Here is a 22667-nt window from a genome sequence, read left to right as displayed (position 1 = left end):
ACAGCTACCGTTCTTCCCCGCTACGGTTCTTCCCCGCTACCGTTCTTCCCCGCTACCGGACCGGCCCCTGCTCGTCCACACCGACCGTCGGCGCCCCGAGGAACACCTCGGCGCCGACCGGGCCGTAGGCGATGTTGAAGGTGTCCAGCCAGTACGACCAGTCCCGGATCCCCACGGCGCTGCTGAAGCGGTAGTTGAGCCGCCACCGCACCCACTGCCCGGGCTGGAGCCGCACGGCCGGGCGCCGCCGCGGCCGGGGCGGCACCCCGAACATCGGCCTCACCCTGGGCAGGACCCGCAACAGCCCGTCCACCTCACGGAGTTGGACGTCGACCCCTCTGAGATTGTCGCCCTGCTGGTTGTGCGGTGCGAAGTCGTCCCGCTCGTCCATCCGGACCGCGTGGACGAACGGCTCCCCGTCCCGCCCCACCGCGGACGGCGGCAGAACGAAGCCGACCGGAGCCGCGTTCCTTCTGGTCGCGGCCTCACCGCCACGGGACTGCTTCGTCCACGACGTGCGTATCCACTGCACGGTGACGTCCATCCCTGGCCCTCCCCTCGTCAGAACAACCCGTCCTGCACCCCCGACGTCTCCTTGAACTCTCTCATCGGCACGGTGATTTCCGCCCCGTCGGCAGGGACCAGCCCCCATCCCGTCATCAGCCGGGTGTCCAGTACGACGACTGCCCCGCTCGCGGTCTCCAGGTGCAGGTCGGGTCCGGCGGCCGCGAGGAGCCGCCCATCCACCGACCCGCCCGCGACGAGCTCGCTCACCTCACCCACGGCGGCGGGCAGCCCGGCGAGGCCGAAGACCTCGACGTGGTCGACCGGTTCGTACGGCGCGCGGTCCAGGGACTCCGGCCAGCCGCCCAGCGCCACCGCCCGCGCGTGCAGTTCGGCGAGCTCCGCGGCCCGCTCGGCGGCCGACCCCGGCAGGACGGACCGTACGGCCCGCTTGGCCCCGTACGGGATGCGGTCGGGTACCGAGAGCGCCGCCCGCAGCAGTTCCTCGGTGCGCCGCGCGGCCATGAGCGGGCCGGTGCCGAGCCAGCTGAAGCAGACGGCACCCTGCTCCAACAGGCGCGCGGAGCCCCGCTGGTGAGCCGTGATGCCGACCTTGACCATGCCGGGCCCGAACCACGCCAGATATACCCGGTACGGGCGGGGGTCGTCCGCGAGGGTGTCGGCGGCCACGGAGTGCGCCCGGTCCAGCCGCGCACACTCCTCGCACCGCGCCCCCGTGCTCCGCCCCGACACCGCGGCCCGCGCCGGACACGCGTGCCCCCGCGCTCCCACACATGTCCGCCCACCCCCCTCCGCGACCCCGAAGGCCACCCGCTTCCCCCAGGTCAGCGCACTGCGCCGCCCGCCGTCCCACCGCAGCACGGGCCCGTCGGCCGACCACGACAACCCCGAGCACTTCCATCCCTGTGCCATCTCTCACGAGGGTAGGGGGCACCACTGACATTGCTCCTGGTACGCGGTCCCGGTGGTCGTGACCCTCCGGCCGACAGGAGTCGCGCATGTGAACTCGAGGCCAGGTCAGCCCACCGGCTCCACGGACACCGCTTCCGCCGTCGCCGCGGCCCTCGTCCCGACCACCCCGGGCCTCGCCCCGACCACTGCGGCCCGCGGGCCGCCCCGCCCTGCCATCCGGCACCCGACGCACCCTGGATGCCCCTCGCGCGCGCTCGTGTCCCGCACCCGCATCCCCCACTGCTCACGCGGCCGGCGCCCCGGCGGCTTGCCCCAGCCGGCCAGGTGCAGGGCCCAGGTCACGAGGGCGCTCGCCACGGTGACCACGAGTCCGACGGCGATCAGCGCGCCGGACACCACGCACACTCCCAGCCCCAGGACGGACGTCCCCAGGGCGGCGATGCCGACTCCGGTCCACCCCGCGACCGTGTGCCCCTCGTCATACTGATGTGCGCTCACAGATCCCCCTCTGCCATTTGTCTCACCTCCTAAGAAATTTACCGCAGATACCTCTCACGTACTAAGGGAATAAGGAATCCGATGCACGCCGAGTCCCGCCCCTCCGCCACTCCGGCCCAGGCACTGGAAGCGATGGACTTCTTCATCGCCACCGCCCACCTCGGCCAGCAGGAGATGGCCCAGCGGCTGGGCCTGAACGTCACCGACCTGCTGAGCTTCGCCTGCGTCCTGAAGGCCGGCGAGGACCTCCTCACCGCGGGCGACCTCGCCGAGCACGCCCACGTCACCACCGGCGCGGTGACCGGCATCCTCAACCGCCTGGAGCGCGCCGGCTACGTCACCCGCGTCCCCGACCCAGCCGACCGCCGCCGGGTCCGGGTCGCCGCGCTCCCCGACGCCGTGGCCAAGGTCGTCGCCCTCTACCAGCCGTACTACGACCGCCTCGACGCCGTCTTCGCGCAGTACTCGGCCGACGAGATCGCCGTACTCCACGACTGGTTCAGCCGTTCGACGAACCTCGCGCTCTCCTATATCGAGGAACTGCGGGCCAAGGACGCGAAGGGCGAGTAGTGGGGCCTCCCCACCCCGGGGGTGGAGCCAGCCCTACCTTCGGTCCGGGAGACCACTCCATCGTTTCGGCGAGCCCGCGACGGCATCGTTGACCGCAGCTGATCCACCCGGGATCAAGCGGACCGACAAGCCAGTGCCGAGCCGGAGGACACCCCATGGAGCCGCAGACGGCCGACCGGACCGGGTCCCCCACGACGGCCCCCGGTCCGCTCGCTTCCTTCGTGCGCTTCGTCGTCTGCGGCGGCGGGATCGGCGTGCTCTCCAGCTTCGCCGTACCGCTGGTGGCGCTGACGGTGCCGTGGGCGATGGCGAACGCGGTGATCACCTTGGCCTCCACGCTCCTGTGCACCGAACTGCACGCCCTGTTCACCTTCGGCACCGGCCGCCGCCCCGGCTGGCGCCGGCACCTGCAGTCCTCCGGCTCGGCGGCCGCCGCATACGCGGTCACCTGCGCCGCGATGTTCCTCCTGCACGCCGTCCAGTCCTCCCCGAGCATGCTCACGGAACAGGCCGCCTACCTGAGCGCCTCCGCCCTGGCCGGCATCGGCCGCTTCCTGGTCCTGCGCCTGTTCGTCTTCGGGAACCCCCGCAAGGACAACCGCCCGCCCCGGACGCTCGCCCTGCCCCGCCCGACCCTGCCGCGGGCCACGGTGAGCACCGCCTGCTGAACAGGCTGTCGGCGGGGTCCACCGGCTCGCTGCCGGGGTCCAGTCGCGCAGGAACCAGGAACCTGAAGCCAAGGCGCGGCGCCCCGAACACTTCCGCTCCTCGGCGAGTTCACGGACCACCGCGCCCTCGTACGACTCCAGGAACCGACGCGTGAGTGGTTCACCGGCAACTCTGAGTAGGGCGGGTTCGCGGCCGAACGAACTCGGGGCGAGCCGTCATCGCGGCGGTGTGTCTGGTCGGTCGGCGATCTGAGTGCTGTGGTCGGAAGCGGGCTTGACCCTGACGCTGGGTCAACCCTCCATCCTTCCGGGAGGAGCTTCCGCGCAGTCGCCTGGAACAGCTCCGCGAAGGAGGCAGCTGACTATGACAGCCCAATCGATCGCCGGTCCGGCGATTCGCGTGCAAGGTCTCAGGAAGTCGTACGGGAAGCTCGAAGTGCTGCGCGGTGTGGACTTCGACGTGGTGCCGGGCAGCATCTTCGCCCTGCTCGGTTCCAACGGGGCGGGCAAGACCACGACCGTGAGGATCCTCGCCACGCTCCTGAAGGCCGACGCGGGGGCGGCGAGCGTCAATGGCTTCGACGTCGCCACGCAAGCGGCGAACGTGCGGGAGTCCACCAGTCTCACCGGACAGTTCGCGGCCGTCGACGAGATCCTCAGCGGTCGGGAGAACCTCGCCCTGGTCGCCAGGCTGCGCCACATCAAGGACCCTGGCGCAACTGTGGACGTCCTGCTGAGGCGTTTCTCGCTGCGCGAGGCGGGCGCGCGGAGAGTGTCCACGTATTCGGGTGGGATGCGCCGCCGGCTGGACATCGCGATGAGCCTTATCGGGAATTCGCCGGTAATTTTCCTGGACGAGCCGACGGCCGGTCTCGATCCCGAGGCGCGCATCGAGGTGTGGGAGGCGGTCAAGGAGCTCGCCGGCCACGGAACTACGGTGCTGCTCACCACGCAGTATCTGGACGAGGCCGAGCAGCTGGCCGACCGGATCGCGATCCTCCACCAGGGGCGGATCATCGTGAACGGCACCCTCACCGAGCTCAAGCAGCTCTTCCCACAACCCAAGGTCGAGTACGTCGAGAAGCAGCCGACTCTTGAGGAAATCTTTCTCGCAGTCATCGGCGGCAGCGACAAGAGCGACGTCACTGGCACGACATCTGGGGGGCAAGGATGACCACGTACTTCTTCAACGACACTGCCGCGCTCACGGGGCGGACCCTGCGCCATGTCACACGCAGCATGGACACCATCATCACGACCGCCGTCACGCCGGTCGCCATGATGCTGATGTTCGTGTACGTGTTCGGTGGCGCAATCGATACCGGGTCGGTTCCGTACGTGAACTACATGCTGCCCGGCATCCTGCTCATGACCATCGCCTCCGGCATCTCCTACACCGCGTACCGGCTGTTCACCGATGTGAAGAGCGGGATCTTCGAACGCTTCCAGTCCATGCCGATCGCTCGGTCGGGTGTGCTGTGGGCCCACGTCGTCACCTCTCTGGTCGCGAACCTGATCGCCCTCGTGCTGGTCGTCGGCGTCGCTGTGCTCATGGGCTTCCGCTCCGGGGCAGGAGTGTCGGCATGGCTCGCGGTTGCCGTCATCCTGCTCCTGTTCACCCTGGCGCTGACCTGGCTCGCCGTGATCCCCGGGCTCTCTGCGTCGTCGGTCGAGGGAGCGGGCGCGTTCGCGTACCCGCTCATCTTCCTGCCGTTCGTCAGTTCGGCGTTCGTGCCCACAAAGACGATGCCCGGCCCGGTGCGCTGGTTCGCCGAACATCAGCCGGTGACGTCGATCGTCAACACGATCCGCAACCTGTTCGCCGAGCAGCCGGTCGGCGACGAGATCTGGACCGCCCTCGCGTGGTGCGTCGGCATCCTCGTCGTGGCGTACATCTTCGCGATGGCCGCCTATCGCCGGAAGATCGCCTGAGGCAGTCTGAGACCCATGCTCACCATCAGCCAGCTTGCGGCGTACGCCGGGGTGACGGTGCGGGCGGTACGCCACTACCACCGGATCGGGCTGCTGCCCGAGCCCGAGCGCGACCGGTCCGGATACCGGACCTACGGTGCTGCCGCGGTCGTGCGACTGATCCGGATCCGCACCCTCGCAGACGCCGGCGTGCCGCTGGCCCGGGTGCAGGAACTCCTCGACGCCGGCCCGGAGGAGTTCGCGGGTGGCGTCCAGGAGATCGACAAGGCCCTGCGTGCCGAGATCCGGCGGCTGCAGGACACCCGCAGCCGCCTCGCCAGGCTCGCCGCCGGAGAGCACCTGGCGCTTCCGCACAGCGTCGTGGACTACCTCGGCCGGCTGCGCGGTCTCGGGGTTGAGGAGCGGTACATCGAGATGGAGCGGGACGCCTGGATCATGATTGCCGCCCAGGTGCCGCACTCGATCGACGCCGTGATCGCCAAGAAACACGAGGAGTTGGACGACCCCGACATGGTGAAGCTCTACAGCCTTCTCAGCGGGGCACTCGACTGGCCGGCCAACGATCCGCGGATCGTCGAGGTCGCCGACATCATGGAGCGCTTGATGATTCGCGCCGTGGAGGCCGGCGAGGTGGGTGCCGATGACGGCATCGACGATCAGTTTGTGGACCTGCTGGACTCCACCATGGTCGAGTCCTCACCGCACACCGCGCGGCTGTTGGCGATCCTGGAGGAGCGGGGGTGGAGGGGCTGGACCCGCATCGAGCGAGTGCCTGCCGAGAGACTCGGTACTGAGCTGCCGCCGTCGTGAAGGCAGGTCCGGGTCCTGGAGTGACCCTAGGAGGAGGGCCAGCGCGGTGGGGGTGGGCAGCGTGGATGTACTTCATGGCCGTGGTGACCTTGTTGGTGTCAGCCGCTGATGTCAGACATCAACGGCTGCTTGGCACAGGGGCGAGGAGGAAGCACAGCTACGGTCCGTGGACCGCGCCGCGACTCCTCAACGTGAACTGCAGGCTGTACAGCGCTCCGGCCACGTCCGGACTTCATGTATGCCTACCCCGGTACCTCCCTGACAAGGTCCCAGGAGATCGAAGGCTTCGTGGTCGGTCAACCGGAGCTGATCGGGAACGGCATCGTTGAGCAGCCTCCGCAGCGGGGGCCACGCGCGGGCGCCGCGGCGCAGGGCGAGAAGGGTCTCGGTCTCGGCGCGTGGGCCGAGCAGCCGCTCCACTTCGGTCGGCTCGCTCCAGAGTCGTGCGGCCTCGATGACGAGCGCCGGATCCGCCGCGGTATGCAGTTGCAGGACGGCCCGGAACTGCCGTCGGCGTCCTTCGGGTACGTCGACGCGCAGGGAGACACTGACCTCGGCGGTGAGCGCCGCCTGGGTTTCCTCGGCCCATTCACGCAAGATGGGCACGGCGCGGGCCTCGCGCCAGGCGTACGGCAGCGCTCCCATGGCGAGCGGCGCGGCCGGCGTACGACCAGATCATCGGCGACCGCGTCGCAGAACTGGCGTACCAGCGCAGCCGGTTCGGCGATCCGTACCGGAGCAGGGCCAGGCTCGGGCAGGCAGTGGGCGTGTGGCGGGAAGGCGGCGGCCAGGGCGTCCAGCGTCTGGCGCTGGGCGGCGGTAAAGGGACCCACCTGCCAGGTGTCGTAACCGGCGGGGGTGAGGGCCGGGTAGAGGCGGCCGTCCGCGAGCAGCCGCAGCGCGAAGCGAGTGGCGGCCTGCCAGGCGAAGCCAGAGGGATGCGTCGGCTCCGCATTGGCCAGGGCGGAGACAGCGACGGCGACAGGCAGCGCGTAACCCTCGACCCTGCGCCGCCTGACCGAGCGGCCGTGCGGCAGGACCAGCTCCACCGCCCCGGTCTCAAGGCCGGTGGGCGCCATACTGTCTCCGGCTGCTGCCCCGGTCGGTTTCCACAGCAGCAGTCGCCCAAGGCGGGCGGGCTCACCGGGCCGGAACACCGCCGCCCAGCGGGCGCCGAGCAGCTCCCTCACGAAGGCGGATATTTCCTGCCGGGCCAGCGGCAGCGCGCTCCTCGCGCCCGTACTCGGCTCTCGTACGACGACTCGTGCCACTCTCTTCCGCCCTGTCGCTTGCCGGGTCCTCCCCTGGGCCGTTCACTACGGAACCCCACCAGGCAAGGTCACACGCTGGCAACCACGGGCCTTGCCTTGACTGCCGGCGACGGCGCCACGACGGATATGCCGCTGCTGAACACACCAGTCCTCAACCGTACGGTGCGGCGCTAGGGTGCGGCCATGAGCACCTTGGACCCAGCCGCGCTGGAGGCGTTGGTCGAAGAGGCCACCGTCGACGCCTACGGCGAGGATGAGCAGCTCACCGGCTTCTTCACGATGATCGAGGAGAGCCTTGCCGTGCCGTTCACCACGACTGTTCTCGGCGTCGAGGTGAGCGTGGTCGGTGTCGATCTGGCCGAGGACGGGCGCGTGGTCGCCCGCTGCGCCCGAGGGGCGGTCCGACAGGACATCGGAATTCTGGACCTGCCGCTGCCGGAACCCGCCCCCGAGGGCTCGCAATGGATCGAGGCATACCGCTATTGGGCCCGCTGAACTGGTGAGCCCCTGCTCGAACGGACAGTCGCCCCGACTGCCGCTGACGGGACCGGCTGCGAGGAACAGACAGCGTGTAGCGCGCATACCACAGTATGCTTACGGCTATGGCTGACACCACGCGCATCACCGTGACACTCCCCACCGAGCAGGTGGCGGAGCTGAAGAAGATCACGGACAACGTCTCCGGCTACGTGGCCGAAGCCGTCGCCAGACAGATCCGGCACCAGCTCCTGGGGGCCGACCTGCGCAGCCACACAGACGAGCACGGGGCCTTCAGTGAGGAAGAGCTGGCCGAGGCGCGGGCGCGGATCTTCGGCACGACGCAGGCCGCCGGCGGCGCGAGCGCCGCGTGAGTGGGCACATTGAGACCGTCGTCCTGGACAGCGAGGGGCTGTCGGCCTGGGTGGCGCAGGACCGGAAGGTTCTGGCGATGTTCCAGGTGTTCCACGACATGGGAGCGGACCTTGTCGTCAGCGCCAACACCATCGTGGAGGTGAGTCACGCCAGGGTGAACCTGGCCCGACTGCAATGGGCGCTCTCCCGGGTCAAGGTGGAGCCGGTCACGGAGGCAGCGGCCAAGGCGGCGGCGCAACTGCTCAAGGGCGCCGGTCTGCACGGACACAAGTACGCGATCGACGCCACCGTCGCGGAAGCGGCCTTGCGCCAGCCTGGCCCGGTCGCCATCCTCACGTCGGATGTCGATGACATGGCCCGGCTGTGCGGCAGCAAGGTCCGGACGATCGGGCTATGACCGCGGCATCGTCCCGGGGCCACGGACAGACCGAGTGGATCCGCGGAAACCAGAGCCGCCGCAGGTCGGCCCGCGATGGGTGAATGAGGCGCCGACGGATGCGGGGGCATGACTGCATTCGGCGTCAAAGCTCCTCAGGGCCTGCGCCGGTGGCCCTGTAGGACATGAGCGTGCGCCTTTCCCGCTCGAGGATGTGTCCTAAATGTCGCCTATAAATGTAACCGAAACTGCAACCAGGGCGTGCCGAAGAGCCGGACCGCAATGAGCGGTCCGGCTCTTCGTTTCGCCTGGTCAGGCGCCTGCGGAGGATACGAGATTCGAACTCGTGAGGGGTTGCCCCCAACACGCTTTCCAACTGTGGTGGTGGGCTCATGAACCGTGTACGGGGACGTTCACCTGCGTTCATCGACGGCTGACCGTCGGCGTGGTGACGGCTCGGGGTCTCGGCTGAACAGTCCTGAACGGGGCTGAATGAGACGGAAACTGAGACGGATGGGCATGCACGGCTGAGGCGCCCCACCTGCCAGATTGCTGGTCTGACGGCTTCCTCCATACGAGGATGCTGCCATGCGTTGCGCAGACGAAGAGAAAGAGCCGCTCAAGCTGATCCGCCGCTACGTCACGCCCGACCGGCGGTACCTCAAACTCGGCGGCAACCTTCTCGGGATGAGCGGACGCGACCGAACCAAGTTCCTCCGGAAGCTGGGCCAGGCTGCCGGTGAGATCAGTCCTCGTGAACTGGATACGTTGTTTGACCGAGGGTGGCGCGAGCGCAAGACGGCAGCATGGCTCGTCGCCGTGGCCGGCAAATCCGAGTTCCGGGATCGTCTCGGCGAACTCCAGCCCGCGCGCCCAGTTCCTCATACGCTGCATGCGCCCCAGCCTGGAGCAGAGCCTCGCCGCTGCGCGTCCGGAATGCGCTTTGTCCACTTGATTCGATATGTACAGAAAGGTCGGTGGAGCGGCTTTGGGCTGGAGCTGCTTTGGGGCGAGTGATCTTGGCCCCGTAAGCTGATGACGAGTCGGGCAGTCTGTGGATCTGCCCGTTGAAGCACGACGTTGGGGCCAAGATCTTAGAGGCTCGCCCCAAAGTGGCTCCTAAAGCCGTGGAGCCGACCGCCCCAGCCATAGAGGGTGTCTCCCACTTCATGGCCGCAGCCGCCGAGCGCGCCGCCGGGCGCGGCCAGCCGGGGCGAAGACAGGAGGCAGGCCGCGCCGCAGAGGCGGCGCGCGCCCGCGCCGTGCGCGGGCCTTGAACCAGTAGAGAAAGTTGTAACTCAGTCGGTTGGATGAGGCTGTGTCCTGTCTCGGTAGATGGTTGACGCTGTGGCCTCAGCTGATGCTTGACACTGCTTGCCTCGGCTTGGCTGTGTGCTACCTGAGAGCTGTTGCAATACAGGAGGCGGTTGATGCAGGGAGTGTCTTGAGCGCTGAGGCCAGCTACGGAACACAGCCTGACGTGATCGCGACGCTCCTTGCGGCCGTTGGAGATGCGGTGGCGGTGCTGTCTTATGACGAGGACCGGACGTTTGCCGCGCTGAGCTTGAGCAACTTCGGTTCTGTGGGGTCATCTCGACTGGACTGGAGCGGTGCTGAGGTACTCCGGAGCTCTCCAACCTTCGCAGGTGGGGAGCTCCAGGAGCTGTTGCGCGAACTGGGTCGACTGGATGAGTTGGCAGTTGTGTTCTGGGGGAATCTCGCGGTGCCCTCGCTCGCCCTGGAGGCCGGCCTGGTGGCGGCGCATGCCGACGCGATATTGGAGTGCTGCTCTGCGTGCTGGGTCTACCTCGTCGACAGCGGCATCTTGATCGAGTTCCAGGATGGCGAAGGGTTCACCGCCGGGCGGGTGTCACGCTGACCTCTTGGCGAAGGCCGATCAACTACCAGTGAGGGGCGTGAAGTGGTACGCGCAGGTGGGGAGTTCGACGCCCCGGCGGTGGGCTAGGGGCAGGAAGATCACGAGGCGGATCGTCCAGGTGATGCGTGTGGTGGCATGGGTGACGGTCACCGTGCAGGGCTCTGCCCGCAAGAGGGCTCGTCCCGTCTCGATGCGGCCGTCATAGAGCCACTCCCACGCTTTGTCCGATGCGTCGGGGTCGAGTGCTGGAGAGATGGTGTGCAGGGCCACCGCTACCCATCTGCTGGCTTGGGGTGCCGAGTACGCGTCGAACGAGCCTCGCAGCGTCGGCCCTGTTCCCTCGGTGAGGTCTTCGGTCCAGCACTCGCACCAGTAGCCGCGCTGTGGCTTGTCCATCAGCATGGGTGGCCTCCCGGGCGAGAGTTCCGCGGTGACCGTGTGGCCGCTGTCGCTGTCGTGGACCACAACCCGGTGGGCGATCGCGCTGACCATGCCCAGGCCCCGGCCGTGCTCCGCCTCCTGGCCTTGGTGCTCGACCTTCGGGGCTGTGCCGGCGCCGCCGTCATCCGTGACTGACAAGGCGCTGCTGGTCGCACTCAAGGTCCACCCGAAAGTGGCCCAGCGCATCCTTCGGCATTCACAGATCGCCATGACGATGGAGGTCTACGCCGAAGCGAGCGAGGAGGAAGTGCGCGCCGCGATCGGCCAGCTGTCCGACGCCATGGGCGGTACCGGTGGACGCGGTTGCTGTACTTCGCTGCTGTACATCCATGAAACGCCAAAGGCCCCGGAGTGATCCGGGGCCTTTGACCTGTGTGCACTCGGCAGGATTCGAACCTGCAACCTTCTGATCCGTAGTCAGATGCTCTATCCGTTAAGCTACGAGTGCTTGTTCTGTTTTCTTGCCGTTCCTTGCCCTTCCGGGCCGCTCGCGGCGACAGGAAGAACATTACATGACTGCCGCTCCCATGTGAAATCCGTTTGCCCTACCCCTTGTGAGCTGCGGAAACGTACATCTGAGCGAGATCGGGAACGGCCGGGAACGACGAAGCCCCGGTCGCTCGGACCGGGGCTTCGGTGATCTTGCGCGGAGGCGGAGGGATTTGAACCCTCGATGGGATGTAAGTCCCAAACCGCATTAGCAGTGCGGCGCCATAGACCGGACTAGGCGACGCCTCCAGCACAGCCGCCCGCGCGAGCGCGAGTGGTGCGTGCAGATGATGACACAGTCGAAGGTCGTGCCACCAATCGGTTCCCACGGTACTAGGCGCGCGGGGCGCAGGGCAAAGTGCCTCCGCGCAACGTACGGCCGCGTCCACCGTTAGTCAGGGCATGTCATACGTCACCCGGCTCCCCCGGCTCCCCCGACTCACCCGACTCCCCCGGCTCGGCCGGCTCGCTCGGTTGAGCCCGCTCCCCCTCTTCCTCGCCACCCTCGCGCAGCCCGCCCCCGCATCGGCGTACACCGGGACCGGCGACCACCTCACCGTCACCATCAGAGACACGGGCACCGGTGCCGACAAAACCTTCCAGACCTTCGAGCTCCACTGTCACCCCTCCCGCGGCACCCACCCCGACCCCTCCGGCGCCTGCGCCGCGCTGGAGCGGAACACGCGGTGGGGGAAGGACACCTTCGCGCCCGTCCCCGAGGGCAGCGTCTGCACGATGCTCTACGGCGGTCCCGCCACCGCCCATGTCACGGGGACCTGGGCCGGGCGCCCCGTGGACGCCCGGTTCGACCGGAGCAACGGGTGCGAGACCGCGCGCTGGGACCGGTTCGTGCCGCTCCTCCCCAGCATGGACACGTAGCCACCGGGATGCGGTCACACGTTCTACTTCACTTCGTCGTGCGACCTCCCTCTCATCCGGCACCCCCGCCCAACCGCTGCGCTTAGACTCCCTCGCGTGACACGTCGCGGGCCCCTTGGCAAGATGGCCCGAACGGTCGGCAAGGTGCGGTAACAGGGAGGAAGCGTCTCGTGAGCAGCAGGCCATCCCGAGGCGCTGCTCGCCTCGCAGCCATACTCGACGCGCTTCCCGACGCGTTGGTGCTGGTCAACGCCAATGGGACCGTCGTCAACGCCAACACCATCGCCCTGGAGGCGTTCGAGGCGCCGGGCACGGCTCTGGTGGGGCGCGGGCTGCTCGATCTGCTGCCGCAGTTCGACTCCCGGCTCATCCCGGGCTCCATGCGGCGGCCCGACCACATGGACCCGCGCGGGCGGACCAAGCCGGCCCGGATGGTGGCGCGGCGGACCGACGGCACCGAGTTCCCCGTCGAGGTCACCAGCGCCAACCTGGAGAACGGCCAGCAGGCCTACGACGGTTACGGCTACAGCGGCGACGAACTGCTCATGCTCGTCGTACGGGATCTCACCGGGACCGTCGACACCGAGGCCGAGCTGGCGCGGTCGCAGCGGCAGACCGAGATGATTCTGCGGGCCGCGTCCGAGGGTGTCGTGGGCACCGACACCGACGGGCGGATCGTGCTCGTCAACCCGGCCGCCGCCCAGATACTGGGTTACCGGGCCAGCGACCTCGGTGGCCGCGAGCTCCACGACCTCATCCTCCACTCGCGCACCGACGGCACCCCCTTCCTGTTCGAGGAGTCCCCGCTCGCCGACACCCTGCGTTCCGGGCGCAAACACCGGGTGCGCGGGCAGGTGCTGTGGTCGAAGAAGGGCGAGAAGGTCCCGGTCGACCTGACGACCGCGCCCGTGCGCGACGGTGACCAGCTCGTCGGCGCCGTGCTCACCTTCACCGACCGGCGGCCCTACGACGCCCTCGCCGACGAGAAGTCCGCCGCCGAGAAGGCCCACGCCGAGGAACTGGAGCGGCTCGAGGAGGACCACGCCTCCGAGCTGACCGCGCTGCGCCAGAAGCACATCGCCGAGCTGGAGGAGCTCCAGGAGCGGCACGACGAGGAACTCGCCGCCGACGAGGAGCGGTACGCCGCGCTCGGTGAGCGTGAGAAGGACCGCTACGAAGCCCTCGCCGGGCGCCACGACCAGCTCCTCACCCTGCTCGGACGCTCCCTGCGCGGGCCCCTCGACGAACTGCGCCGCGAACTGTCCGCGCTCGCCGCCGACGACGCCGGACAACTGTGGCCCGAGGCCAACCAGGTCCTGCACCACCTCTCGGCCGGCTACTCCCGCATCACCAACCTCATCGACAACGTCCTCGGCTACCAGCGCCTCGACGCGGGCGCCGACGACATCGTCCGTACGAACGTCATGCTCGACGCGGTCGTCGCCGCCGGTGTGGACGGGGCGGTCGAGCTCATCGGGCCGGGGCGCGTCCAGTTCGCCGTGCACGCGCCGCCCATCGAGGCCGAGGTCGACGCCCGGCGACTCGCGACCGCGCTCGCTCACCTCATCGCCGACGTGGCCGGGGTCGACGCGACCGGGAACTCTCCCGTGTCCGCGGGCGGTTACATGGACAACACGGTCGTGGTGGCGGCCGCACAGCGCGGCGAGGTCGTACGGATCGAGGTGCGCGGGCCGTACGCCGGGGGAGACCCGGTGCACGAGCCGATCGTGCGCGGGATCGTGCGCGCCCACGGCGGTGTGCTCCAGACGCACGAAGTGCCGGGCATGAGCGGCAGCGCGTACGTCCTCGAGGTGCCCATCGGCGGTGGCGCGGGAGCCGTTGCGGTGCCCGGCCCGGCCGCGCTGGAGGCCGCCCCGGTGGCGACGGCCCCGGCGGAGGCCTCACCCGTGGAAGCCGCTCCCGTGGAGACCACGCCTGCCGAGGGCGGCGGGCGGCGGCGGGCCCGGCGCTCCTCCACCGACTCCTTCCTGGACGTCGACGTCCCGGCCGGGACCGACGAGTCCGCGGTGCCCACCGGGCGGCGCAGGCGTCGGGCGGCGGCCGAGCAGGAACAGGCCGTGTCCGTACCGGCGCAGGCCTCCGGCGACGACGGGGACGGGGACGGCTCCGGCGGTACGGGGCGGCGTCGTGGACGGCCCGCCGAAGGTGCCGAGGCCGCCGAAGCCGGTGTGGCCGAGGGCGCCGTGGTGATGGCCGGCGAGCACGGCGGCGGGGCCGCCGCCGTGAACACCGGTCTCGGCGGGACCGTACCGCCGCAGGGCATGCCCGTACCGGCCGGACATCGGGCCCGGCGCGAGGACGGCGAACAGCACGCGCTGCCGGCGGCCTTGCCCGCGGGCGGCTCCGCCGGATCGGGCCGGCCGCAGGGGGAGCTCCAGGTCGCCGGGCAGGGCCCGGTCGGCGACGGGACACCGCAGCAGGACGGGCGTCGGCGGCGTGCTCTCGCGGCCGCGTCGGAGCGTGCCGCGGCGCAGGAGGCGGCCCCCCGTTCGGTGTTCGCCCTCCCGCCCGCCGAGGCGGACAGGCCGGACGACGGCACGGAGGCGACGGGACCGGGAGAAGTACAGGTACAGGCCCAGGGGCAGATTCCGGGCCAGGCTCAGGGGCAGGTCCCCGGTCAGGTCGCGGGCCTGGGGCAGGTCCCCGGTCAGGTCGCGGGCCTGGGGCAGGTCCCCGGTCAGGTTCCGGTGGCCGGTCCGGGCCAGGTGCCCGTTCAGGGACAGCTTCCCGGGCAGATTCAGCCACCGGCCCCCGTTCCGCCGGCTGCTCCCGGCCCCGTCCCCGCCAACGGTCACGGTGACGACGGCCGGCACGACGCCGTGCCGCACGACCAGGCCGACGACCACACCCCGCCCCAGCCGCACCCCACCAACGCACCGACGGGCCGCCGTCGACGGGCCGTGGCCCAGCCCGCGGAGGCGGTCCCCGCACAGGGCGGGCAGGGAGTCCAGGCGGCCGTTCCGGGCCGGCCCGTGCCCGTGGGAGTTCCTACGGCCCCTGTCCCGCAGGTCCCCGGCGCGGTGCCGGCGGCCCAGTTCCCGGGTGTGCCCGTGCAGAACGCGACCGGACAGGCCGGCCTTATCCCGCAGACCGCACCTGCCCCGGCCTCGCCCCTCCACGCGGCCCCGGTCCAGCCCGTACCGGCCCCCGGCGGGCCCCTCCCCGCCGAGATGCCCCAGCCGCAGACCCAGCCCCAGGCACAGGCACAGGCACCGGCACCGGCACCGGCACCATGGCCCGCCAGCCACGACACCACCCCCGTACCGGCGAACGGCGCCGCCACGGCCGTACCCCCGAGCCAGCCCGCGCAACCCGCTGCGCAACCGGCGTCCCAGCCCGCGCAGGCCCCCGCCGCCGGTCAGACCACTCCGCCGCCCGGCACGCCCCTGCCGGCGGAGGCGGTACAGGCGCAGGCGCAGGCCCGGGGCGCGCAGCCGTTGCCCGCCGAAGCCGCGGCGCCCACCGCGCCCACCGCGCCCGTCGACCCGGACTCCACCCAGGGCCGGGCGTTCAGCGTGCGGACCCTGGGGCAGGGGGTTCCGTTCACCCGGCAGGCGGCCCAGGTGCAGCAGCCGGGGACGGCCACGCCTCCCCCGCACCAGCCCGGTGGTTCGGGGCGGCGGCGCAAGCTCGGCACCCGGCCCGACCCCGCTGCCGCGGCGGCGCCGGAGCAGGGGGCGCGTCCGCATCCGGCGGCCGAGCAGGCGGTGTCCGCGGCGACGCCGACCGGGCAGTCGCGGCTCGCGCACGCCACCGAGGCGGCCGGGCGGTCGTACGCCATAGGGGCGCCGGACGTGAACGCCGCCGAGGGGCCCGAGCCGTTGGACGGTCCCGGTGGGGCCGTCGAGATCCCGGACACCCCGCGGCCGCAGCCGATGGACGACGAGCTGCCCCCGGAGCCGCTGGACAATCCGCGGCGGCTGCTGGTGTGGCCCGCGCCGGACGTGACGACCCAGCAGGCGCTCAGCGACCGTGGGTACCGGCCCGTCATCGTGCAGTCGCGCGAGGAGGTCGACGCGCAGATCGCGGCGTTCCCCGCCGCGCTGTTCGTGGACCCGCTCACCGGACCGATCACGCGGACCGCGCTGCAGTCGCTGCGACAGGCGGCGGTGGCGTCCGAGGTGCCGATCATGGTGACCGCGGGGCTCGGGCAGGCCTCGCGGGAGGCGGCGTACGGCGCCGATCCGGCCGTTCTGCTGAAGGCGCTGGCGCCGCGGGACAGCGAGCAGCACCCCCCGCGCGTGCTGCTGATCGAGGAGCACGCGGAGATCGCGCTGGCGCTGACCGCGACGCTGGAACGGCGGGGGATGCAGGTCGCCCGCGCGGCGAGTGACGCGGACGCGGTGACGTTGGCCGGGCAGCTCAGGCCCAACCTCGTCGTGATGGACCTCATGCAGGTGCACCGACGGCGGGCCGGGATCGTGGACTGGCTGCGGGCCAACGGGCAGCTGAACCGTACGCCGCTCGTCGTCTACACGGCCGCCGTCGACCAGGCCGATCTGCCTCGGCTGGCCTCCGGTGAGACGGTCCTCTTCCTCGCCGAGCGGTCGACGAGTGCGGAGGTCCAGTCACGGATCGTGGACCTGCTGGCCCGGATCGGGACGAACTAGGGGGCGGTCGGCGCCCCTGGAAGCACCGCGTCCTGAAAGCGTCGCGGCCCCGGAAACGGCGCGTCCTGAAACGGCGCGTCCTGAAACGCCGTCCCTACCTGGCCACGAGCCTGCGCGCCGCCTCCCGCACCGACGCCCGCAGCCGCTCCCGGTCCGCGGGCTCCCCGCCCACCAGGATCCGTTTCATCTGCGGGACCACCGCGGCCCAGTTGGCCACGGCGATCAGGAGGAACAGCAGGTCACGGGGTGGGATGGCGTCGGTGACCACACCGCGGGCCTGACCGTCCGCGAGGGTGGCGACCTTGTGGCGGTAGTGCTCCTGGCGTTCGGCCTCGTCGGGCAGTTCGGTGTCGGCGCCGTACTCCAGGCCCTCCCAGAAGAGCAGGCGCAGCACCTCGGGGTGGGCCTCGTGGTAGTCCATGAGGCGGTCGATCCAGTTCTCGATGTCGTCCGGGTCGACCGGGACGGCGACCGCGAGATCGAGCATGACCTTGCCCAGGACCTTCGTGAACAGCTCCGCCTTGTTGCCGAAGTAGGCGTAGATCAACTGTTTGTTGGCCTTGGCCTCGGTCGCGATGCGGTCGATGCGGGCACCCGCGATGCCATGGCGGGCGAACTCGGCCACCGCCGCCTCGAAGATCCGCGCACGGGTGGCCTCGGGGTCCCTTGCTGCTGCCATGGGGCCAGAGTAGGGGCGGCCGGGCCAAGTAACCAACTATTTGGTTGACAGGGAATCGCCGGAGCTCCCAGACTGTTGGGGCATTCGAGCAACCAACCAGTTGGTTATAAGACCTCAAGAGACCTGACCCGAAGGATCCCGGTCATGCCGACAGCACCCGTCACCACAGGACGGTCCACGGAGTCCCCCGCCCGGCGCGCGGGCTCGCTCCTCCTCGTCCTCATCGCCGTCTGCACCGCCGTCACGGCCGCCAACATCTACCTCGCGGCCCCGCTGCTCCCCCTCATCGCCCGCGACTACGGCTCGACACCCTCCGCGGTGGCCTGGGTCGCCTCCGTCGCGCAGTTCGGCTACGCCTTCGGTCTGCTCGTCTTCGCCCCGCTCGGCGACAGCGTGAACCGGCGGCGCCTGGTCGCCGTCCTCTCGCTCGTGACCACCGCGGCCCTGACCGCCGCGGCGCTCGCCACCGGCACCACCGCCCTCGCGGGCGCCGTCCTGGTCGCCTCCGCGGCCACCGTCGTCCCCCAGCTGCTGGTCCCGCTGGTCGCCCAGCGCGCCCCCGCCGACCGCCGGGCCCGCCATGTCGCGGCCGTCATCGCGGGCCTGTTCACCGGGATCGTCGCGGCCCGGGTGCTCGGCGGACTGATCGGACAGGCCTACGGCTGGCGGGTGGTGTTCGTGGGCGCGGCCGCCCTGACGGCCGTCCTCGGGCTCGCGACGGCGTACGCCCTGCCGGCGGAGCAGGTGCGCCGCTCCGGCCCGCTCTTCTCGGGCCTCACCGCCCTGCCGTCCGTCGTGCGCCGCTCGCCCGACCTGTGGCGCGCGTGCGTGCGGCAGGCGGGGATGTACGGCGCCTGGAGCGCGCTGTGGACCTCACTGGCGCTCCTGCTGACCGGCTCGTCCTACGGTCTGTCGACCGCGACCGCCGGGCTGTTCGGCCTCTTCGGACTGGCCGCGAGCGTCGTGGCGCCGCTGGCCGGCGGGTTCGTGGACCGCTTCGGCGCCGCCAAGGTCGTACGGTCGGCGTATCTGCTCGCCGCCGTGTCCGTGCCGCTGTTCTGGCTCGGCGGGCATCAGCTGTGGGCGCTGTTCGTCGCGGCGATCGCCGTGCACGCGGCCCTGGTCGCCTCGCACGTCGCCAACCAGACCCTCGCCCTGACGACGACCTCGACCCCGGCCACCGCGAACACGGCCTATGTGGTGGCCGGTTTCGCCGGCGGCGCGACGGCCTCCGCCCTCGCCGCTTCGGCCTTCGGATGGTGGGGCTGGGGCGGCGTGTGCGCCGTGGCGGGCGTGTGGCTGGGGTTGGGATGGGCTGCCACGTCGGTACGGCGGTGACGACTGCCGTACGACGACCAGGGCTCCGGATCCCGGCCCCGGGCGCCCTGTTCGCCGTATCCCTCGTGCGTCTCAGAGCTGGGTGACGTCCAGCTCGCCCTCCGCGTAGCGCTTGCGGATCACCTTCTTGTCGAACTTGCCGACGCTCGTTTTCGGGACCGCCTCGATGATCGACCAGCGCTCCGGGAGCTGCCACTTGGCGATCTTGCAGACGTCGCTCGCCAGGAACGCGCGCAGGGACTCGAAGTCGGCCGTGGAGCCCTCCTTGAGGACGACCGTGGCCAGCGGGCGCTCGCCCCATTTGTCGTCGGGGACGGCGACGACGGCGGCCTCGGTGACGTCCGGGTGGGACATCAGGGCGTTCTCCAGCTCGACCGAGGAGATCCACTCGCCGCCGGACTTGATGACGTCCTTGGCGCGGTCGGTGAGGGTGAGGAAGCCGTCGGCGGAGATGGTGCCGACGTCGCCCGTCTTCAGCCAGCCGTCCTCGCTGAACTTGTCGGCGGGGCGCAGGGGTTCGGCGTCCGGGCCGTTGTAGTAGGCGCCGGCGATCCAGGGGCCGCGGACCTCCAGCTCGCCAGCGGACTCGCCGTCCCAGGGCAGGCGCTCGCCGCCGGGGCCGGTGAGGCGGGCCTCGACGCCGCTCGGGAAGCGGCCCTGGGTGAGGCGGTACGCGAACTCCTCGGGTGTGCCGACCGCGTGGGCCGGCGGGCGCGCGACGGTGCCGAGCGGGGAGGTCTCCGTCATGCCCCAGGCGTGGCAGACCCGCATGCCCAGCTTGTCGAAGGCCTTCATCAGGGAGGGCGGACAGGCCGAGCCGCCGATGGTGACCTGGGTCAGGGAGGAGACGTCACGCGGCCTGGCGGTGAGCTCGCCGAGCAGGCCCTGCCAGATGGTGGGGACCGCGGCCGCGTGGGTCGGCCGCTCGCGCTCGATCATCTCGGCGAGGGGCGCGGGCTGCAGGAAGCGGTCCGGCATCAGCATGTTGACGCCGGTCATGAAGGTGGCGTGCGGCAGGCCCCAGGCGTTGACGTGGAACTGGGGGACCACCACGAGCGAGGTGTCCTGGTCCGTCAGGCCCATCGACTGGGCCATGTTGACCTGCATGGAGTGCAGATAGATCGAACGGTGGCTGTAGAGCACGCCCTTGGGGTCGCCCGTGGTGCCGGAGGTGTAGCACATGGACGCGGCCTGGCGCTCGTCCAGCTCGGGCCAGTCGTAGGTGGTGGGCTTGCCGGCGATCAGGTCCTCGTACTCGTGCACGCGCGCGTGGGAGCCCTCGAGGAGCGTGCGGTCGCCGGGGCCGGAGACCACCACGTGCTCGACCGTCTTGAGGTGCGGGAGCAGCGGGGCGAGCAGGGGCAGCAGCGAGCCGTTGGCGATCACGACCCGGTCGGCCGCGTGGCCCACGATGAAGGAGAGCTGGTCGGCCGGGAGGCGGAGGTTGAGGGTGTGGAGGACCGCGCCCATGGAGGGGATCGCGAAGTAGGCCTCGACGTGCTCGGCGTTGTTCCACATCAGTGTGCCCAAAACATCCGACTCTCGTACTCCGAGTTCGTCACGGAGTGCGTTCGCCAGCTGGGCGGCGCGGTCGCCGATCTCGGCAAAGCTACGGCGCTGGGGTTCTTCCTCGCCGGTCCACGTAATGACCTGCGATGAACCGTGGATCTGGCGGCCGTGCTCCAGAATTCGCGAGATCAGCAGCGGTACATCTTGCATCGTGCCGTACACCGGTGGGCCTCCCCATTGAGATACGCGGTACTGCCTGCTCGCGATTCTCGGGGCATACCACGCGGTATGTCACTACCTCGGGGGAATCTGTTCCCAGGTGTCGGGACGTGTCCACAGCTCAGCAGTGAGCCACAGACCAGCCGTAACGGTGCCGAACGGTCCTCGGCAGATACGGGCTGGCTCCCACGGGTCCGGCTCCCACAGGGGGTGAACCTGTACCTCGATGCCCTCGGCGCCGGGTATGGGCTCGCCGTTCTCGTCCTTGCGGCGCACAAGGGCGACACGGCGTACCAACTGCTTGAGCATGGCGTTCCGCTCGGTGGTGTTGAGCGTCGGCCACTCCTGGGCTACGCCGACGACCAGCCGGTCAAAGTCTGACCGCTTGGGCGTCTCCTCGACGTCGACCAGCTTTTCAAGCTGCTTCTTGATCTTCTCTTGCCGGTCGAGGTACGTGTCGCGCGCCCGCTCGAACGCCCCCGCCGGGTACTTCTCGGGGTTGTCGTTGGCGTCCATGATCAAGCGGGTGAGAGATGCCTCGATCGTGCTGTACTCCCCTTGCAGCTTGCTCCGTGCCTGCCTGGCGAGTGCCCGCTCGTCGACCTGCGGCTCGTTGCTGTCCTTGGTCGGCGGCGCGGTGTCGATGCCGGGGGCGGCCTCACGCTTGAGCCACGTCTCGACCTCGCTTTCCACCTCCGTGCGTGGAATCCACAGGCTGTCGCACGATGTGCTACCGGCTTGCGCGCGCAGTGTGCAGCGGTAGGCGTATCCGGGCTTGTTGTACGGCTTGCCCCCTGTGGTCTTCCATCGTGCGGTGGTCATGCTGGTACCGCCTCGACATGTTCCATGGCGAACCAGGCCGGTGAGTTGGTACAGGGTGTTACGGGCGCGGGGTGGGGTGTTCTGTACTTCCTTTCGTCTGGCGCGGTACGCCTGCCAGAGGTCCCAATCGATCAGTTCCTCGTGCGCGCCCTGAACAAGGAAGTAGTTCGGGCACGTTCCGTTGGTCTTCCTCCCGTTGCACTTGCATTCGTCGTCGTGGATGCGCAGCAGGCCGGCGGCAAAGCCGCTGTCCATGTAGCGGGTGAGCGTGGGCGTGCTCCACAGGGTTTTGCGCGTGGTGCGATAGCCGTGCTTGTTGAGCCACCCGCACAGGGCGCTGAAACCCTGGGGCTTGGTCTTGTCGGCGTATCGCCGGTACAACTCGGCGGCGATGGGGCCGAGTTCGGGATGTGGCTCGTACTTCTCCTCTTGCAGGGTCTCGGTTCGGGGGTTCCATCGGCGGTGCCAGATGTACCCGAACCGCGGGCGGCCTGTGGCCGGTAGTCCCTTCGCGCGGCGGTGCTGGTGCGTCTCCGCCCATGCCTCGCCGATGCGGTCGGACTCGAACGCGGCGAACTCAAGGATCATGCCGCGCTGGAACCGGCCGATGGCCGTTGTTGCGTCAACGGGTTCAGTGGCGCTGACCAGTTGTCCGCCGATGGTCTCGACGCGCGCGAGGTTGATTGCGTTTCCGGCGCGGTCGCGGCCGAAGCGGGAGTATCGCCATACGGCGATGCCCTTCTCGCGCCCCTTCTCGACGATCTCGATCGCCCGCATGATCTTGCGTTTGAAGTTGCGGCCGGTCGTGTCGAGGTCTTCGATCCACTCGGTGATTTCCGACCCGTTTCGCTTGGCCCAATCAAGAATGGCCTTGCGCTGGAGTTCGGGGCTGATCTTCTCCTCTTTCCAGGTGGATACCCGGATGTAGCCGACATACGGCGTGAGCTGTTTCGTTCTAAAAGTGGCTGGTAACTGCGCTGTTGTCACTGCGCCTTCCGTTCGCTTGGTCGAACATGGCTCGGGCGAAGCGTGATCACGTTGCCCGCGTCCTGCTCGGCGCGGTCCTCCCTGTGGCCCGGTTCGGGCGGGGTGGGTGCGTCGAGCAGACCGCGGGCAACGTGATCGAGGGCGCGGACGTATCCAGCGCGGTCGGCGTCGGCGAGCTGGTCGGCCGTGGCTTGCTGGGAGTTGTGGACGGTGCGGACGATGAGCAGCGGGACGGCGGTAAGGGTGATGAACAGCCCGGCCTGCCATAAGGCATCGTTGTCACCGAGCAGGCCGAGGACGCCCGCGGACTGCCCCGCCAGAAGCAGCAGTAGAGCGAATGCGGGCGTGAATCGGTGGGTCACTTGCGGTGCCTCCGTGCG

The 22667-nt window shown here is 69.9% G+C and carries 22 protein-coding genes, 2 tRNA genes and 2 pseudogenes; 14 read left to right on the top strand and 12 right to left on the bottom strand.

Annotated features, from left to right (window positions below):
* Positions 1 to 52: 52 nt before the first annotated feature.
* The 3 genes from ACFVYN_RS31445 to ACFVYN_RS31435 all read right to left on the bottom strand — a co-directional run bounded on the left by ACFVYN_RS31445 (position 53) and on the right by ACFVYN_RS31435 (position 1935).
* The gene (locus ACFVYN_RS31445) at positions 53 to 544 is read right to left on the bottom strand and encodes a hypothetical protein (RefSeq protein WP_390004674.1); all 492 of its coding nucleotides are present in this window, start codon (positions 542 to 544) and stop codon (positions 53 to 55) included.
* Between the two features lie 17 nt (positions 545 to 561).
* Positions 562 to 1437 (bottom strand): DUF2797 domain-containing protein, encoded by an 876-nt coding sequence (locus tag ACFVYN_RS31440; RefSeq protein ID WP_390004672.1) that lies wholly within the window; start codon positions 1435 to 1437, stop codon positions 562 to 564.
* 105 nt (positions 1438 to 1542) lie between these two features.
* Positions 1543 to 1935, bottom strand: a complete 393-nt coding sequence (locus ACFVYN_RS31435) for an HGxxPAAW family protein (protein WP_390004670.1) — start codon at positions 1933 to 1935, stop codon at positions 1543 to 1545.
* A gap of 81 nt (positions 1936 to 2016) precedes the next feature.
* Between ACFVYN_RS31435 and ACFVYN_RS31430 the strand changes: the two genes are divergently transcribed.
* The 5 genes from ACFVYN_RS31430 (at position 2017) to ACFVYN_RS31410 (ending at position 5915) form a co-directional block, all read left to right on the top strand.
* The gene (locus tag ACFVYN_RS31430) at positions 2017 to 2505 is read left to right on the top strand and encodes a MarR family winged helix-turn-helix transcriptional regulator (protein WP_390004667.1); all 489 of its coding nucleotides are present in this window, start codon (positions 2017 to 2019) and stop codon (positions 2503 to 2505) included.
* A 155-nt stretch (positions 2506 to 2660) separates the two neighbouring features.
* On the top strand, positions 2661 to 3173 hold the full coding sequence (locus ACFVYN_RS31425; RefSeq protein WP_390004664.1) for a GtrA family protein: 513 nt from the start codon (positions 2661 to 2663) through the stop codon (positions 3171 to 3173).
* A 364-nt stretch (positions 3174 to 3537) separates the two neighbouring features.
* A complete protein-coding gene (locus ACFVYN_RS31420) occupies positions 3538 to 4347 on the top strand; it encodes an ABC transporter ATP-binding protein (protein WP_390004662.1) in 810 nt (269 codons plus the stop codon).
* Entirely contained in the window at positions 4344 to 5105 is a 762-nt protein-coding gene (locus tag ACFVYN_RS31415; RefSeq protein ID WP_390004661.1) for an ABC transporter permease, read from the top strand. Before ACFVYN_RS31420 ends, ACFVYN_RS31415 begins: the two co-directional genes overlap by 4 nt.
* Positions 5106 to 5120: 15 nt before the next feature.
* Positions 5121 to 5915 (top strand): MerR family transcriptional regulator, encoded by a 795-nt coding sequence (locus tag ACFVYN_RS31410; protein ID WP_390004658.1) that lies wholly within the window; start codon positions 5121 to 5123, stop codon positions 5913 to 5915.
* A 186-nt stretch (positions 5916 to 6101) separates the two neighbouring features.
* On the opposite strand, the gene ACFVYN_RS31405 is transcribed toward ACFVYN_RS31410, so the two are convergent.
* Positions 6102 to 6560 carry a hypothetical protein gene (locus tag ACFVYN_RS31405; RefSeq protein ID WP_390004655.1) on the bottom strand — a complete coding sequence of 153 codons (459 nt, stop codon included), beginning with the start codon at positions 6558 to 6560 and terminating at the stop codon, positions 6102 to 6104.
* 809 nt (positions 6561 to 7369) lie between these two features.
* On the opposite strand from ACFVYN_RS31405, the gene ACFVYN_RS31400 reads away from it, so the two are divergent.
* From ACFVYN_RS31400 to ACFVYN_RS31380, 5 genes are all read left to right on the top strand, one after another.
* On the top strand, positions 7370 to 7681 hold the full coding sequence (locus ACFVYN_RS31400; RefSeq protein WP_390004653.1) for a calcium-binding protein: 312 nt from the start codon (positions 7370 to 7372) through the stop codon (positions 7679 to 7681).
* Positions 7682 to 7788: 107 nt separating this feature from the next.
* Positions 7789 to 8037, top strand: coding sequence for a hypothetical protein (locus ACFVYN_RS31395; RefSeq protein ID WP_019887678.1), 249 nt, complete (start codon positions 7789 to 7791; stop codon positions 8035 to 8037).
* Positions 8034 to 8435, top strand: coding sequence for a PIN domain-containing protein (locus ACFVYN_RS31390; RefSeq protein ID WP_390004650.1), 402 nt, complete (start codon positions 8034 to 8036; stop codon positions 8433 to 8435). The genes ACFVYN_RS31395 and ACFVYN_RS31390 overlap by 4 nt, the downstream gene beginning before the upstream one ends.
* 567 nt (positions 8436 to 9002) lie before the next feature.
* Positions 9003 to 9431 carry a DUF6000 family protein gene (locus ACFVYN_RS31385; RefSeq protein ID WP_390004648.1) on the top strand — a complete coding sequence of 143 codons (429 nt, stop codon included), beginning with the start codon at positions 9003 to 9005 and terminating at the stop codon, positions 9429 to 9431.
* 427 nt (positions 9432 to 9858) lie between these two features.
* Positions 9859 to 10293, top strand: coding sequence for a hypothetical protein (locus ACFVYN_RS31380; RefSeq protein ID WP_390004646.1), 435 nt, complete (start codon positions 9859 to 9861; stop codon positions 10291 to 10293).
* 18 nt (positions 10294 to 10311) lie between these two features.
* Here the strand turns inward: ACFVYN_RS31380 and ACFVYN_RS31375 are convergent, their stop codons facing one another.
* The gene (locus tag ACFVYN_RS31375) at positions 10312 to 10695 is read right to left on the bottom strand and encodes a hypothetical protein (protein ID WP_390004644.1); all 384 of its coding nucleotides are present in this window, start codon (positions 10693 to 10695) and stop codon (positions 10312 to 10314) included.
* A pseudogene (locus ACFVYN_RS31370) lies at positions 10689 to 10893 on the bottom strand (ATP-binding protein); the annotation flags it as partial. The pseudogene ACFVYN_RS31370 and the gene ACFVYN_RS31375, both read right to left, overlap by 7 nt.
* Here ACFVYN_RS31370 and ACFVYN_RS31365 point away from each other — a divergent pair.
* A pseudogene (locus tag ACFVYN_RS31365) lies at positions 10871 to 11089 on the top strand (hypothetical protein); the annotation flags it as partial. The pseudogenes ACFVYN_RS31370 and ACFVYN_RS31365 overlap by 23 nt on opposite strands.
* Positions 11090 to 11109: 20 nt before the next feature.
* Here the strand turns inward: ACFVYN_RS31365 and ACFVYN_RS31360 are convergent.
* Together ACFVYN_RS31360 and ACFVYN_RS31355 are read right to left on the bottom strand one after the other, a co-directional pair.
* Positions 11110 to 11182: transfer RNA gene (locus ACFVYN_RS31360), tRNA-Arg, on the bottom strand.
* 199 nt (positions 11183 to 11381) lie between these two features.
* Positions 11382 to 11472, bottom strand: a tRNA-Ser gene (locus ACFVYN_RS31355).
* A 153-nt stretch (positions 11473 to 11625) separates the two neighbouring features.
* Here ACFVYN_RS31355 and ACFVYN_RS31350 point away from each other — a divergent pair.
* Entirely contained in the window at positions 11626 to 12102 is a 477-nt protein-coding gene (locus tag ACFVYN_RS31350; protein WP_390004641.1) for an SSI family serine proteinase inhibitor, read from the top strand.
* 170 nt (positions 12103 to 12272) lie between these two features.
* Entirely contained in the window at positions 12273 to 16733 is a 4461-nt protein-coding gene (locus ACFVYN_RS31345) for a PAS domain-containing protein (protein ID WP_390004639.1), read from the top strand.
* 94 nt (positions 16734 to 16827) lie between these two features.
* Here ACFVYN_RS31345 and ACFVYN_RS31340 read toward each other — a convergent pair whose 3' ends face one another.
* Positions 16828 to 17412, bottom strand: coding sequence for a TetR family transcriptional regulator (locus tag ACFVYN_RS31340; protein WP_390004637.1), 585 nt, complete (start codon positions 17410 to 17412; stop codon positions 16828 to 16830).
* A 144-nt stretch (positions 17413 to 17556) separates the two neighbouring features.
* On the opposite strand from ACFVYN_RS31340, the gene ACFVYN_RS31335 reads away from it, so the two are divergent.
* A complete protein-coding gene (locus tag ACFVYN_RS31335; RefSeq protein ID WP_390004634.1) occupies positions 17557 to 18750 on the top strand; it encodes an MFS transporter in 1194 nt (397 codons plus the stop codon).
* A 72-nt stretch (positions 18751 to 18822) separates the two neighbouring features.
* Here the strand turns inward: ACFVYN_RS31335 and ACFVYN_RS31330 are convergent, their stop codons facing one another.
* The 3 genes from ACFVYN_RS31330 to ACFVYN_RS31320 all read right to left on the bottom strand — a co-directional run bounded on the left by ACFVYN_RS31330 (position 18823) and on the right by ACFVYN_RS31320 (position 22649).
* Positions 18823 to 20481 carry a long-chain fatty acid--CoA ligase gene (locus ACFVYN_RS31330; RefSeq protein ID WP_390004631.1) on the bottom strand — a complete coding sequence of 553 codons (1659 nt, stop codon included), beginning with the start codon at positions 20479 to 20481 and terminating at the stop codon, positions 18823 to 18825.
* A 72-nt stretch (positions 20482 to 20553) separates the two neighbouring features.
* Positions 20554 to 22287 (bottom strand): recombinase family protein, encoded by a 1734-nt coding sequence (locus ACFVYN_RS31325; RefSeq protein ID WP_390004628.1) that lies wholly within the window; start codon positions 22285 to 22287, stop codon positions 20554 to 20556.
* Positions 22284 to 22649 (bottom strand): hypothetical protein, encoded by a 366-nt coding sequence (locus tag ACFVYN_RS31320; RefSeq protein WP_185008178.1) that lies wholly within the window; start codon positions 22647 to 22649, stop codon positions 22284 to 22286. Before ACFVYN_RS31320 ends, ACFVYN_RS31325 begins: the two co-directional genes overlap by 4 nt.
* Positions 22650 to 22667 lie beyond the last annotated feature (18 nt).

The organism is Streptomyces sp. NPDC058307, assembly GCF_042880295.1.
Classification (GTDB): Bacteria; Actinomycetota; Actinomycetes; order Streptomycetales; family Streptomycetaceae; genus Streptomyces.
Note: the sequence above shows the minus strand (reverse complement) of the source record. Positions and strands in the feature narration are given on the sequence as shown.